We start from the raw sequence: 13,990 nt of genomic DNA on the forward strand, positions 1-13,990 counted from the left end.
CGTTCTTAAACGAGTGGTGTTAGCCTATATGGGTCGCTTTTACATTTTTAATAAGTCTGACGCCTGTAAGCTCTATAAATATCAACTCTTATATTATACCAATTCCAATAAATAGCTGATCTATTTTACTTGCTAAAACAACCCATTCTTTTGTTGTCAATTTCGTAAAGGGAACAACCATTTACATCAATTTACGCCTAGAACTGAATTGTTTTTTCGACGTGAAATTCAGATCACATACTTAATGGAATTGGTATAACACGGTGAGTGAGCTATTTAATGCGATAAAATGATCATTCTTTAATAAGATTGGAGATGAATAATAAAATTAGTATTTGAAGATTTAGATGATAAAAATTTAGAGTTTCAGAATAAAGGTATTTATTAGAAGGTACTTTATAAGCAGAGTGCTTAATATAAAGATGGTGCCCGAGGCCGGACTTGAACCGGCACGACTTGTTAGTCGAGGGATTTTAAATCCCTTGTGTCTACCAATTCCACCACTCGGGCATCGAGTTTGCTAATTAAAGCGTGTGGAGTAAATTATATGGAGGCGGAACCCGGAGTCGAACCGAGGTAAACGGATTTGCAATCCGGTGCATGGCCACTCTGCCATTCCGCCTAAATGTATCCAAATAATTTGGAGCGGTACACGAGGCTCGAACTCGTGACCTCGACCTTGGCAAGGTCGCGCTCTACCAACTGAGCTAGTACCGCAAAATACTGTTTTATCAACTTTAAGTTATCTTGGTAAAATAAATTAAAGTGGTGCCCGAGGCCGGACTTGAACCGGCACGACTTGTTAGTCGAGGGATTTTAAATCCCTTGTGTCTACCAATTCCACCACTCGGGCATCGAGTTTGCTATTAAAAGCAAGTGGATAAAACTAATATGGAGCGGTACACGAGGCTCGAACTCGTGACCTCGACCTTGGCAAGGTCGCGCTCTACCAACTGAGCTAGTACCGCATCATATTAATTCTAAATTAATCATTTTATAAATTACAATTGGTAATGCAATTAAACCACAAAGTGGTGCCCGAGGCCGGACTTGAACCGGCACGACTTGTTAGTCGAGGGATTTTAAATCCCTTGTGTCTACCAATTCCACCACTCGGGCATCGAGTTTGCTAATTAAAGCGTGTGGAGTGTTGAAATGGAGGCGGAACCCGGAGTCGAACCGAGGTAAACGGATTTGCAATCCGGTGCATGGCCACTCTGCCATTCCGCCCCAGTACGGGGTATTAACCTTGAGATAAACTTGGAGCGGTACACGAGGCTCGAACTCGTGACCTCGACCTTGGCAAGGTCGCGCTCTACCAACTGAGCTAGTACCGCATTTTATTTATCAATTAATTGAATAAGCACATGATGATTTATGTGAACATTCAGGCAACTGATTAATTACCGTTTCGTTTATCTCGGGGGCTATGCCCTCTCAACACGGACGCATTCTACAGAGATTATTAAACGCGTCAATACAAAAAATGCTAGTTTTGAACTGTTTGCTTGTTTTTTATCTAAAACGGTGCGTTATTATACATTTAGAGTTAATTTTTAGTCAATTCACCCCATGCTGCACGTAAATATTGCATCATAGAACTCAAGGTTAAAAAGGTCGCAATATACAATAGTGCAAAGCTTAAATAGTTCATCCAGGTATCGTATTGCCAAATCAAACCGATAATGGCTAACATTTGTGCAGCCGTCTTTATTTTACCCATGTTTGATACAGCAACATTACCACGCTTACCCTGCTCTGCCATCCATTCACGAAGTGCAGATATAATAATTTCACGACTTATAATAATAAGTGCGGGTATTGTCATATACATTGATTGGTACTGATCAGCTAATGCAACAAGCGCAGCACATACCATTACTTTATCAGCAACAGGATCTAAAAAAGCACCAAAGGGGGTTGATTGCTCAAGCTTTCTTGCTAAATAACCGTCTAATATATCGGTGATCGATGCAAGCCAAAAAATAAAGGCGGCAGCAAAAAAAGCCCAGCTATAAGGCAAATAAAATATCACCAAAAAAACGGGGATAAGAAAAAGTCTAAATGTTGTAAGTGTGTTTGGAATATTCCACATAACTACTTGGATATGTCTTTTTTGCTATATTCGCATGAAGGGCTAGCCCTTGTCATGCAAATGGTTAAATATCTTCTCAGCCATGTCAGGGCTGATCCCAGGAACTTTCTTTAACTGTTCTATATTAGCAGCTTTTACTCCCTGCATGCCCCCTAAATATTTTAATAATGTTTGGCGGCGTGTAGAACCTACTCCATTTATTTCTTCTAATAGTGATTGTGTACGCTGTTTTTGGCGTTTGTTACGGTGTCCTGCAATAGCAAAACGATGAGACTCATCGCGTATATGTTGAATCAAATGAAGCGCAGGCGCATCTGAATCCATCGGAATGGTTTTGCGTCCACCGTCAATCAATAGTGTTTCAAGACCGGGTTTGCGGCTAGTCCCTTTTGCAACACCCACTAATAAAGGCATTTTAGTGTGCGGCCAATTAGAAAAGTACTGCTCAGCGCGCCCTAACTGCCCTTTACCGCCATCAATAAAGATAACGTCAGGGATTTTGTCTTCGTCTACTAACTTGTTATAGCGTTTGTTAAGTGCAAATTCCATGGCAGCATAATCATCACCACCGGTTATGCCCGTTACATTGTAACGCCTGTACTCTTTTGTATTTGGCCCTTGTGAATCAAATACAACACAACTTGCGACGGTGTTCTCCCCCATGGTGTGGCTTATATCAAAACACTCCATTCGGGTTATATCGTCAAGTCGCAGTGTTGCTTTTAATTGTGCATAACGTTTATTAATAGAGTCTTGAGTACTTTGCTTAACTGCAATACTGTTTAAAGCATTTTTATTCGCTAATTGTAAGTATTGAGCGCGTTCACCACGAGTAACTACTTTAAATGTTACTTTGCGTTCACTTACTTGTGTGAGTGCCTCACCTAATGCTTCGCTCTCTTCTATTTCAAACGGTAGTATAATTTCTTTTGCAATTCGCCCTGTAGCACCCGGTGCTAAATAATACTGCCCTAAAAATGAGGTCAGTATTTCTTGTTCACTCGAGTCTTTAGGGACTTTAGGGAAGTACGTTTTACTTCCAAGTACCTTATGATCGCGGATCATTAATAAATGAATGCCGTTTAATCCGTTTAAATGAGCAAAACCGACTACATCCATTTCTGCAAAGTTGCCGGAAATAGACTGTTGTTCCTGCATTTTACGAAGTAGCATTATTTGATCGCGAACTTTTGCCGCCAGTTCAAAGTTTAATTGCTGGCTAGCCGCTTCCATTTTTTTTATTAAATCAGCAATAACTTCGTGAGATTTACCCGTTAAAAATTTACGAACATAATCAACCTGCTCACTGTAGTCATCATCCGTTACTTTATTAACGCACGGAGCTGAGCAACGCTTAAGCTGATATTGTAGGCACGGACGACTTCTAGCACGGTAATAAGCATCTTCACATTGGCGAACAGGAAAGATTTTTTGCATTAGACGCAAGCTTTCAGATACCGCACCAGCACTTGGGAAAGGCCCAAAGTACTCACCTTTAATTTTACGACTTCCACGATGAAACGCTAAACGAGGATGCTTATGATTAGTCAGTAAAATATAAGGATACGACTTATCGTCGCGCAATAATATGTTATAGCGAGGCTGGTATTTTTTTATTAGGTTATTTTCAAGCAGCAGTGCTTCGGTTTCGGTATTGGTAAGCGTGACTTCAATATCACAAATATTATTTACTAATACGCGTGTTTTGCTATCGGTAATATTACTTCTAAAGTAACTACTTACACGTTTTTTTAAGTGCTTGGCTTTACCAACATAAATAACTTGGCTGTCACTATCAAGCATGCGGTATACACCGGGTTCGCTTGATAGCGTTTTAAGAAAATGTACGTGATCAAATTCAGACATAAATTATAGGTTAGTACGAAATATCTATATCAATCATTTTATGACGAATAGCTAAATGGGTAAGCTCAACATCACCACCTACATTTAACTTTTCAAACATACGGTAGCGATAGCTATTTACTGTTTTAGAACTTAGATTTAAACGCTCTGCTATATCTTGTGCTTTTTCACCTTTGGTGATCATAAGCATAATTTGCAGCTCTCGCTCAGATAAACTCTGAAAAGGGTTTTCGTCAGTACGGCCTGTCACTTGCGCAAGTGCTATTTGCTGTGCTATTTCTGGTGCAATATAACGCTGCCCTGCATGAACGCAGCGAATAGCGCGTACCATTTCATCAGAGCCTGCACCTTTAGTTAAAAAGCCGTGTGCACCAATTTGCATTACTTTGCTTGGAAACGGGTCTTCGCAATTAACGGTAAGCACAATAATTTTTACATCTGGGCAGTAACGACAAATCTTTTTAGTCGCCTCTAATCCGCCCATTCCTGGCATGTTCATATCCATAAGTACTATGTTAGGTGAGTGCTGACGACAAAATTGTACCGCCTGCTCGCCATCTTTAGCTTCACCTACTACTTTAAACCCTCGTACGTCATCAAGAATACGCTTGATACCTGTTCGTACAAGTTCATGGTCATCAACTAAAAGTACATTAATCAATGGAACATCCTCACTTACCTAACAACATGCAATTTAATTAAATTAATTTGCCACAGTAACATACATAAAGCGAAACAATAACTAATATTATTGCCCCGCTCTAATAATTTAAGATGACGATTTTTCGCTAAATCGGTCAACCCATAATGCAATGATACCATCACCTGTTACATTACACGCAGTACCAAAGCTATCTTGTGCTAAATAAAGTGCAATCATTAATGCAACCGCGCCTTCGTTAAACCCAAGCATGCTTGTTAATAGCCCAAGTGCCGACATAACCGCGCCACCTGGCGCACCCGGTGCTGCAATCATTACTACACCTAACATCATAATAAACGGCAACATACCTACTAATGAAGGCACTACCATGCTTGGCGATAAAAACATCACAGCCATAGCACAAGTAACGATTGTAATTGTTGAGCCTGATAAATGAATAGTGGCACACAGTGGTACTGTAAAGTTAGCAACATCTTCTTTAACATTATTCGCTTTACTTGATTGAAGCGATACCGGAATGGTCGCCGCACTCGACATAGTTCCTAATGCCGTAAAGTACGCTGGCAGCATATTTTTAACTAATTCAATTGGATTACGCTTTAGTAATATACCTGTCGCTATATATAAAACACTTAGCCATAACCAATGCATAACAAGCGCTGCTATTAAAACTACACCAAATGTTTGCAATGTATCAACCACAGTGCCCGCTACCGTCATTTCGGCAAATACGCCAGCAATGTAAAATGGTAAAGCTGGAATAATTACTTTCGAAAGTAAACCATCAACTACATCACGACCCTGATCTGACACCTTTTTAAGCGTATCAAGCTCTAGCTGGCTCATGCCTATGCCAAATACAAAAGCAGTAACAAGTGCAGTCATAACGCCCATAAGTGGCGGGATTTCTAAATCAATAAAACTACCAATTTCGGTTGCTACTTCAGCTTCAAACGTAATACCACCGCTTAAAAACGGAATTACGGCACTCACTAATAAAAATGCAAGCGTACCGGCAATAATGGTAGAGCTGTAAGCAAAGCCAACTGTTTTACCAAGTAAATGCCCAGACCCTTTTGGAAGGCCAGCAATACCCGATGCAATAAAAAATAAAATAATAAGAGGAATGGTAAATGAGATAATTTGACCAATTAGCTCTTTTACTGTGAATAAAAGTTCAACACCAGTGATAGGTACGTAGAGTCCGACCAAAATACCGGCCACAATACCGGCAATTAATTTTAAGATTAACTTCATTTTGATTGCTTAATTGAATTTAGATACGTGTTTTTATCATGTTTTAGGCACATTGTGTGATAAAACTATTCAAGTTATATTCATATGCACAAATAACACACAAATGCGGCTCAATTTAACCTCTCTTTTGCATATTTTTTAATTTAGCTGAATTCTTACTCTTTAAATTTTGAATTTAGCCCGCACCTTTAATAACTAAAGCACCGTAAATAATTGATTTTTATTTCACCAGGTTATAAGCCCAATAGATATATGTTATAGCCAAACTTTACTTTAGTTTTTTTAAACTCACAGTAAAGTGTGTATGTATAGTTAGTAGCAAAGGCTATTAGCACGTTGATCAGATTGTATCCAAAGGAACATTATGTCTACTATTTTTGAAGATAACTCACTAACTATTGGTAATACGCCGCTAGTAAAACTTAACCGTGTTACGGGTGGGAATGTATACGCTAAAGTTGAATCTCGTAATCCAAGCTTTAGTATCAAATGCCGTATTGGTGCATCAATGATTTGGGAAGCTGAAAAATCAGGTCAGCTTGTTGAAGGTAAAGAACTTATTGAACCAACATCAGGTAACACGGGTATTGCACTTGCATTTGTTGCAGCTGCACGTGGTTACAAGTTAACGCTTACTATGCCTAACACTATGAGCCTAGAACGTCGCAAGCTATTAAAAGCACTAGGTGCAAACCTAGTACTTACCGACGGTGCTAAAGGTATGAATGGCGCAATTGAAAAAGCAAAAGAAATTCAGGCAACCGCACCTGATAAGTATATTTTATTACAACAATTTGAAAATCCTGCAAATCCTAAAATTCACTTTGAAACAACAGGCCCAGAAATTTACGATGCGCTTGACGGCAAAGTAGACTTTTTTGTAGCGGGTGTTGGCACTGGTGGTACTATTACAGGTGTTAGTCGTTACCTTAAAACAGAAAAAGGTTTAAACGTTAAATCTATCGCTGTAGAGCCAACTAACTCTCCAGTTATTAGCCAAACGCTTGCTGGTGAAGAAATTAAACCAGGTCCTCATAAAATCCAAGGTATTGGTGCTGGCTTCATTCCTGGTAACCTAGATATGGATTTGATTGATGCAGCTGCGCTTGTATCTAACGAAGATGCAATTGCAATGGCGCATCAGTTAATGAAAAAAGAAGGTATTTTAGTCGGTATTTCATCTGGTGCCGCGGTTGTTGCCGCTAAGCGAATTGCTGAAAAACCTGAAAATGCTGATAAAAACATTGTTGTTATTCTACCTAGTGCCACTGAGCGTTACTTATCAAGCCCAATGTTTGATGAAGAATTTAGTGAGCAAGAACTAGTACAATAATTAATTTTATTACGTTTTAAAAGGATGCTTTAGGCATCCTTTTTTATTAGCCTAACTTAATATAAGTAACTAATTCTTATCTTACTCTTTACATATTCTTTTTTTAAACACACAATTTGCTTAATCTAAATAATAACAATGATGAAGGTAAGATGAAAAAATTAATAACTTTGATAGCTATAGTAACCAGTTTATTTATATTTGGTTGTGGTGATATTACAAAATCAGATAGTGCAACTCCAGGTGACACTGCCACAGCATATTTTGATGCGCTTTATAACCAACAGGACCTTCAAAAAGCCAGCACCATGGCAACACCACACCTTACTCGTATAATGAAGTCTTATGGCACTGCAAAGCAATTTTCGCGCAACTTAGTAAATATGCAATACGATAAAATAATTATAGAAGTCGATAGAACCAACATGAGTGTTCGAGAGCAATACGGAGATAATGCTAAAATAAATCTTATATTTACCGGTTATTTAAATAGCAATAAGGTAGATAATTTCCGTAGCGTTGAAATGGTTCGCAAAAAGGGAAAATGGTACATAGATAAGATAATTGCTGACCCTTACGCTCGTTAAAATAAATGAGTTACACATATAAAGGCCTTACATTTGTAAGGCCTTTTTCGCTTTAGCTAGGGCGTGTTGATCTTTGTGGATTGAAATTCGTTCAATCTAGGGGCGATTTAATCGCGGCTCGAGGTTTGTAACCTAGTGGGCTAAGTAAAAACCGAGCAACAAAGAGTTAATCGGCCCTAGAAAGAACCCAAAGGGCAGCGCATGTTTGGCATTTATGCTGCGTTATCGCCTATTTATGGGGAATAACCACACTACATAGGCTCTGCCTTGCCTAAAAACCAAACAGCCTGCTGCAAATTCAACCACGAAAGGTCAACACGCCCTAGTATTTAAAGTACTGCGCTACAGCTCACCCGGCTGAAAGTTATCAACCGCGATGGCTTGCTTACGTAACTTATTAGCATGATGCATTGCATCAGCATCGGTTTGCTCTAATAGCTTATTTTCAAGCGCATAATTTATCGCGTCTTCAATATCAAGCGTTGCAGGCACTTTGCTTTTGCGCTGCCACTGTTTTAAATCTTTAAACTGCGCTTGCATGTCGTGCATTGCTAAAAATGCATTTTCCATTACGCCAGTGCCTGCATTTTCATCTACATAACATAAGTGTGTTAAGCGGTTTCTAAATACACCCGGCTGAGTCATACGCTCGCAAATACTTTGCGCTATTTCATCACTTGGTCTGTGGTAATGGTTTCCAAGCGGGAACACAATGCGTTTAAGGGTAAAGTTAACAACAGGATTTGAAAAGTTTTTGAAAAAACCATCAAACGCTTGGCCAATTTCAAATAATGAGTTTTCTATGGCGTACTTAACAAATGGTAAATCTGCTTGTTGGCGCCCTTCGTCTTCATAACGTTTTAAAACGGTTGATGCTAAATATAAATGACTAAGTACATCACCCAAACGTGCCGATATCATTTCTTTACGTTTAAGTTCACCGCCTAGCATTAACATTGCAACATCTGTACAAATAGCTAACCCTCGGCTCATTCTGCTCAGTTGTTTATAATAAACAGCGGTTTCACCACCTACAGGGGCTTTTGCAAAGTAACTACGTGTTAAACCATGCACAAATGCCATACCTGCATTACTTGCAGCAAATAGTATGTGGTTCATTAATAAGCCATCAAACTGTTCAAGTGCTGCGTCGTCATCTTCCATTGCAGCGGCTTCCATTTCTTTTAAAACAAATGGATGACAGCGTGTTGCACCTTGGCCAAATATCATTAAATTACGCGTTAAAATATTTGCGCCTTCAACCGTAATTGATACCGGAATACCCATATAGCCATGCGCTAAATAATTATTAGGTCCTACTTGAATTCCTTTACCTGAATGAATGTCCATAGCATCGTTCATTACTGTACGACCCATTTCTGTCATATGGTATTTAGCAATAGCTGTTACAACCGACGGGCTTAATTTTAAATCGATTGCACCTGCGGTCATTAATCGACACGACTCAAGTGTGTAAGTTAAACCACCAATACGCGCAAGTGCCTCTTGCACACCTTCAAATTGCCCTATAGATACACCAAACTGCTGGCGTACCATGGCGTATGCCGATGTCATTTTAGACGCTAAATGCCCAGTTGCTGCACTTAATGCTGGTAGTGATATACCACGCCCTGCACTTAAACACTCTACAAGCATTCTCCAACCACGACCTGCGCATTCTTGCCCACCAATAATCCAATCCAGTGGAATAAATACGTCTTTCCCGTAAGTGGTACCATTCATAAAGGCCATATTAAGCGGATAATGACGTTCACCTGTTTCAACACCAGGGTGATCGGTTGGTATAAGCGCACACGTTATACCCAACTCTTTTTTATCACCTAACAAAGCATCTGGGTCGTACATCTTAAATGCTAAACCTAATACAGTAGCCACAGGTGCAAGCGTAATGTAGCGCTTTGACCAATTTAAGCGCAGGCCAATTACTTGCTCGCCATTGTGATCCCCCATACACACCACGCCTGAATCTGGAATGCTGCCAGCATCAGAGCCCGCTTCTGGGCCCGTTAATGCAAAACAAGGAACATCTGTACCATTGGCTAAACTTGGCAGCCAACGATCTTGCTGCTCTTTAGTACCATAATGGAGAAGTAACTCGCCCGGGCCTAAGCTATTAGGCACCATTACAGTAACTGCAGCAGTTAAGCTTTTTGTCGAAATTTTTGACACTATTGTTGAATTAGCTATTGCGGAGAACTCTCGCCCGCCAAATTTTTCTGGAATGATCAGCGCAAAAAAACCTTCTGTTTTTAGGTAACCCCACACCTCTTTTGGTAAGTCTTTGTCTTTTTGTACAATTTGATAATCATCAAGCATTGCCAATAAGGTTTCTACTTGGTTAGCCATAAATGCGTTTTCTTTATCGCTAAGCTCTGGTTTAGGAAAACGGTGCAGTTTTTGCCAGTCTGGGTTACCACTAAATAACTCACCATCCCACCAAACATCACCTGCTTCCATTGCCTCGCGCTCTGTTTGCGATAATGGCGGAAGTACCTTTTTGAACATTTTAAACGTAGGGCGACTAATCAAGTTTAGGCGAATATCTTTAACCGCAAAAATAACCACCACCACGACCAGTAATATTATAAATATTAACATGCGCACATTCCTTACACATTGAATGAAAATAGTAACTTAATTATGACCCATCTTAATTTAAATACAATCATTGCACGACGAGTCGTGAGCCTTAACGCATTCATTTTATTGTTTTAAACATCACTGCTATTATCAACGTTTTAATAACAATAAATTAAAGGAATAGTATGACCCCCTTTCGATTTAAACTAAGTATGAGCGCCTTAATGGTAGCAAGTACCCTTGCTTTAACGGCCTGCGATGCGCAAGTAACGATAGACACTACCGATTCAGCACACACTAAAAAAGCTGTAACAGCTAAAGATGCAAATACATTTATAACAAACACAGAAAAAGAACTAAGTGCACTTTATTTAGAATCGAGCCGTGCAGAATGGATTTACGCAAACTTTATTACTCATGATACATCTGCTCTATCGGCTGAAGTTAACCGTAAAATGACCGAAACAGTCGTGCGTTTAGCCAATGAAGCCGCAAAATACGACGAACTAGAGCTTGATTACGATGCTCGCCGTAAGCTTGATAAACTAAAACTCGCACTTACGCTTCCTGCCCCACAAGACGAAGATAAAACAGCGCAACTTTCACAAATTGTCGCAGAGCTTGGCGGGCTATACGGTAAAGGTAAATACTGTAAAGAAGACGGCAGCTGTTTAAGCCTTGGCGACATGACCTCAAAAATGGCCACCAGCCGAGATTACAACGAGCTACTTGATTTATGGCAAGGCTGGCGTCAAATATCAAAACCAATGCGCCCACTTTACGAGCAACAAGTAACACTTACTAACGAAGGTGCAAAAGAGCTTGGTTATGCCGACACGGGTGCTATGTGGCGCAGTAAATATGATATGCCTGCAGACGATTTTACTACCGAGCTTGACCGTATTTGGGGCCAAGTTAAACCACTGTATAACTCGCTACACTGTCATGTTCGCGCTAAGCTAGGTGAAAAATACGGCACCGACAAAGTACCGCAAGATCAACCCATTCCAGCGCACTTACTCGGTAATATGTGGGCGCAAGCATGGGGGAATATTTACGATGTAGTTGCGCCAGAAAATGCCGATCCGGGTTACGATGTTACTGAGTTATTAGCTCAAAATAATTACGACGAACTAAAAATGGTAAAAGGCGCTGAAAACTTTTTTACCTCAATGGGTTTTGACGCGCTACCTGATACATTTTACGAGCGCTCACTATTTGTAAAACCAAAAGACAGAGATGTACAGTGTCATGCATCAGCATGGAACATCGATAGCAAAGACGATTTACGCATTAAAATGTGTATTCAACGTACCGGCGAAGAGTTTTCGGTTATTCACCATGAGCTAGGGCATAACTTTTATCAACGCGCATACAAAAAGCAGCCTTTATTTTATCAAGAAAGTGCAAACGATGGTTTTCATGAAGCCATTGGCGACACTATTGCCTTATCGGTTACACCAGGCTACTTAAAGGAAATCGGCTTACTTGAACAAGTACCTGACGAATCTAAAGATATCGGCTTATTAATGAAAATGGCACTTGATAAAGTCGCTTTTGTACCATTTAGCTTAATGGTTGATCAGTGGCGCTGGCAGGTATTTTCAGGTGAAATAGCACCAGAAAATTACAATAAAGCATGGTGGGAACTACGTGAAAAATACCAAGGTGTTCAAGCGCCTATCGCACGTAGCGAAAATGACTTTGATCCGGGTGCTAAGTACCACGTTCCGGGTAACACGCCTTATACACGTTACTTTTTAGCGCATATTTTACAGTTTGAATTCCATCGTAGCTTATGTGAAATTGCCGGTAACGATAAAGCCATTCATCGCTGCTCTATTTATAACTCAAAAGAAGCAGGCGATAAGCTAAACGCAATGCTTGAAATGGGTTCATCTCGCCCTTGGCAAGAAGCGCTTGAAACTGTAACAGGCAAACCGCAAATGGATGCAACAGCCATGCTTGATTACTTTGCACCATTACAAACATATTTAGATAAGCAAAACGAAGGCCGTAACTGCGGCTGGTAAATAGCGCTGAACAAAAAGCCCGCTCAAATGAGCGGGCTTTTTATTCATATTCTAATTTTCTGTTAAATTAGAACTGTAAGCTTACATTTGCAAAGTAAGCATCATAATCAGAATCATCCCAGTTATTGCCGTAACCTGCTTCTAAACCAACATTTTTATTGAAAAAGTGTTGAGCACCAAAAGTGTAGTCATCATTTTTGTTAACTGTAACAAACACCGATGTTGCTTTACTGAAGTAGTAGTTAGATGCTAATTCCCAGTTACTTGAACCGCCATCAATATCTATAAATTTACCTTCAACAGTTAAGTAGTTACCTTGCTGTAAATCAACAAAGTACTTAGCAGCTACTGCACGGTAATCAAACTCATCATCTGACGTTACTGTAAAGCCGATATAATCAGTGCTGTTTAATTGGTGGTTATATGCTAAATCAAACATAAACTGATTGTCAGCATCTTCGAAATCTACAAACGTTGCTTTTAATACAAGGTTTGGATTAAAGAAGTAACCCGCTGAAAGTTTAATTACATCCGTGCTTGAGCCAAAATCACTATCGTAATTATTGTACTGCGCACCTAATACGAAATCTTGTACAAAATACTCACCGCCAACGCTAGTAACATCGCTATCATCATTATCACTGTATGCACCATAAACATTTGTTTGTTTATTGATGTACTCAAATTGATCATAAGGACCTAAAGTCGCTTTTGGAGAGAAATAATAAGTTGAGTCAACACTCACCGTGTCGTTGCCATCAATGTCCATGTATCCTACATGGCTGATTGATTGGTAAGTATCTGCAGCCATTGCAGTGGTTGCAGCGCTTGATAATAAAATGCTCGAAATAATAACGGCTAATTTTTTCATTTTAAATTCCCTATAAATATTACTTTTATGCTTGGGCTGTCTAGCCAAAGTCGGGGCGCATCCTAACGCCAAAAAAATGAACAAAAACTGAATGAAAGGTCAAATTACAACCTCATCAAAGTGATTTAATTGTAAATATTTGCATGCAAATGTAACTATAAAGTATCTCTTAAATATACTGAACAGTAGCATGTCATTACTTGAGTTAAAAAAAGTAAAAAATACGGTATAAGTTGTCGCTAAATTGAATACAACTTAATTATTCGATAAACCTCATCAATATTATTTCCTTTCACTATATTTTTTTTAATTTTTCAAAAAATCACTCTCTTTTATTTATTATTTCTGAATTTATAGAAACAAACAGGTTTGTTTCAGTGCGTATTTTTATCTACCCCTTCATAATAACCATTATTTATTAGTAAAAATAACTACTTCAACCAGTACTTTATAACTAAAAAATTGGCTTTGGTAACGGTAAAGCTATTCGTCGCTGCGCAATTTATAACTCAAAAGAAGCAGGGATAAGCTAAACGCCATGCTTGAAATGGGCTTGTTTCGTCCTTGGCAAGAAGCGCTTGAAACTGTAACAGGCAAACCGCAAACGGATGCAACAGCAATACTTGATTGCTTTTTACCATTACAAACATATTTAGATAAGTAAATCGAAGGCCTTAACTGCG

Annotated in this window: 9 protein-coding genes, 8 tRNA genes and 1 pseudogene; 4 read left to right on the plus strand and 14 right to left on the minus strand. The window is 39.3% G+C overall.

Annotation, left to right across the window (positions count from 1 at the left end):
* Positions 1 to 423: 423 nt before the first annotated feature.
* From PX700_RS11760 to PX700_RS11815, 12 genes are all read right to left on the minus strand, one after another.
* A tRNA-Leu gene (locus tag PX700_RS11760) sits at positions 424 to 510 on the minus strand.
* Between the two features lie 38 nt (positions 511 to 548).
* A tRNA-Cys gene (locus PX700_RS11765) sits at positions 549 to 622 on the minus strand.
* 19 nt (positions 623 to 641) lie between these two features.
* A tRNA-Gly gene (locus PX700_RS11770) sits at positions 642 to 717 on the minus strand.
* Positions 718 to 766: 49 nt separating this feature from the next.
* Positions 767 to 853, minus strand: a tRNA-Leu gene (locus PX700_RS11775).
* A gap of 39 nt (positions 854 to 892) precedes the next feature.
* Positions 893 to 968, minus strand: a tRNA-Gly gene (locus PX700_RS11780).
* 64 nt (positions 969 to 1,032) lie between these two features.
* Positions 1,033 to 1,119, minus strand: a tRNA-Leu gene (locus tag PX700_RS11785).
* Between the two features lie 37 nt (positions 1,120 to 1,156).
* Positions 1,157 to 1,230, minus strand: a tRNA-Cys gene (locus tag PX700_RS11790).
* 31 nt (positions 1,231 to 1,261) lie between these two features.
* Positions 1,262 to 1,337, minus strand: a tRNA-Gly gene (locus PX700_RS11795).
* Between the two features lie 212 nt (positions 1,338 to 1,549).
* Positions 1,550 to 2,095, minus strand: a complete 546-nt coding sequence (pgsA, locus tag PX700_RS11800; RefSeq protein WP_309168655.1) for a CDP-diacylglycerol--glycerol-3-phosphate 3-phosphatidyltransferase — start codon at positions 2,093 to 2,095, stop codon at positions 1,550 to 1,552.
* Between the two features lie 42 nt (positions 2,096 to 2,137).
* Positions 2,138 to 3,961: an excinuclease ABC subunit UvrC gene (gene uvrC, locus PX700_RS11805; RefSeq protein ID WP_166421889.1), complete on the minus strand. Its 1,824-nt coding sequence runs from the start codon at positions 3,959 to 3,961 to the stop codon at positions 2,138 to 2,140.
* Positions 3,962 to 3,971: 10 nt separating this feature from the next.
* Positions 3,972 to 4,622: a UvrY/SirA/GacA family response regulator transcription factor gene (gene uvrY, locus PX700_RS11810; protein WP_149594787.1), complete on the minus strand. Its 651-nt coding sequence runs from the start codon at positions 4,620 to 4,622 to the stop codon at positions 3,972 to 3,974.
* 108 nt (positions 4,623 to 4,730) lie between these two features.
* Positions 4,731 to 5,882: a dicarboxylate/amino acid:cation symporter gene (locus tag PX700_RS11815; protein ID WP_415638694.1), complete on the minus strand. Its 1,152-nt coding sequence runs from the start codon at positions 5,880 to 5,882 to the stop codon at positions 4,731 to 4,733.
* A 364-nt stretch (positions 5,883 to 6,246) separates the two neighbouring features.
* Between PX700_RS11815 and cysK the strand changes: the two genes are divergently transcribed.
* Together cysK and PX700_RS11825 are read left to right on the plus strand one after the other, a co-directional pair.
* Positions 6,247 to 7,215, plus strand: a complete 969-nt coding sequence (cysK, locus tag PX700_RS11820) for a cysteine synthase A (RefSeq protein WP_415638693.1) — start codon at positions 6,247 to 6,249, stop codon at positions 7,213 to 7,215.
* Positions 7,216 to 7,367: 152 nt separating this feature from the next.
* Positions 7,368 to 7,802, plus strand: a complete 435-nt coding sequence (locus PX700_RS11825; RefSeq protein ID WP_479520802.1) for a hypothetical protein — start codon at positions 7,368 to 7,370, stop codon at positions 7,800 to 7,802.
* A 342-nt stretch (positions 7,803 to 8,144) separates the two neighbouring features.
* On the opposite strand, the gene PX700_RS11830 is transcribed toward PX700_RS11825, so the two are convergent.
* Positions 8,145 to 10,421, minus strand: a complete 2,277-nt coding sequence (locus PX700_RS11830) for an acyl-CoA dehydrogenase (protein ID WP_479520803.1) — start codon at positions 10,419 to 10,421, stop codon at positions 8,145 to 8,147.
* A 167-nt stretch (positions 10,422 to 10,588) separates the two neighbouring features.
* Here PX700_RS11830 and PX700_RS11835 point away from each other — a divergent pair, with 167 nt between their 5' ends.
* On the plus strand, positions 10,589 to 12,436 hold the full coding sequence (locus tag PX700_RS11835) for a M2 family metallopeptidase (RefSeq protein WP_415638690.1): 1,848 nt from the start codon (positions 10,589 to 10,591) through the stop codon (positions 12,434 to 12,436).
* Between the two features lie 67 nt (positions 12,437 to 12,503).
* On the opposite strand, the gene PX700_RS11840 is transcribed toward PX700_RS11835, so the two are convergent.
* Entirely contained in the window at positions 12,504 to 13,307 is an 804-nt protein-coding gene (locus PX700_RS11840; RefSeq protein ID WP_415638689.1) for a putative porin, read from the minus strand.
* Positions 13,308 to 13,777: 470 nt separating this feature from the next.
* On the opposite strand from PX700_RS11840, the pseudogene PX700_RS11845 reads away from it, so the two are divergent.
* Positions 13,778 to 13,971 (plus strand): annotated as a pseudogene (locus PX700_RS11845) (M2 family metallopeptidase); the annotation flags it as partial.
* Positions 13,972 to 13,990: the final 19 nt, after the last annotated feature.

This window comes from Pseudoalteromonas sp. TP27 (assembly GCF_056470645.1).

Coding starts and splice junctions, on each gene's coding strand:
- PX700_RS11815 (WP_415638694.1), bottom strand. CDS start 5,882: ATGAAGTTAATCTTAAAATTAATTGCCGGTATTGTGGCCGGTATTTTG.
- PX700_RS11840 (WP_415638689.1), bottom strand. CDS start 13,307: ATGAAAAAATTAGCCGTTATTATTTCGAGCATTTTATTATCAAGCGCT.
- PX700_RS11825 (WP_479520802.1), top strand. CDS start 7,368: ATGAAAAAATTAATAACTTTGATAGCTATAGTAACCAGTTTATTTATA.
- cysK (WP_415638693.1), top strand. CDS start 6,247: ATGTCTACTATTTTTGAAGATAACTCACTAACTATTGGTAATACGCCG.
- uvrC (WP_166421889.1), bottom strand. CDS start 3,961: ATGTCTGAATTTGATCACGTACATTTTCTTAAAACGCTATCAAGCGAA.
- PX700_RS11830 (WP_479520803.1), bottom strand. CDS start 10,421: ATGTTAATATTTATAATATTACTGGTCGTGGTGGTGGTTATTTTTGCG.
- PX700_RS11835 (WP_415638690.1), top strand. CDS start 10,589: ATGACCCCCTTTCGATTTAAACTAAGTATGAGCGCCTTAATGGTAGCA.
- pgsA (WP_309168655.1), bottom strand. CDS start 2,095: ATGTGGAATATTCCAAACACACTTACAACATTTAGACTTTTTCTTATC.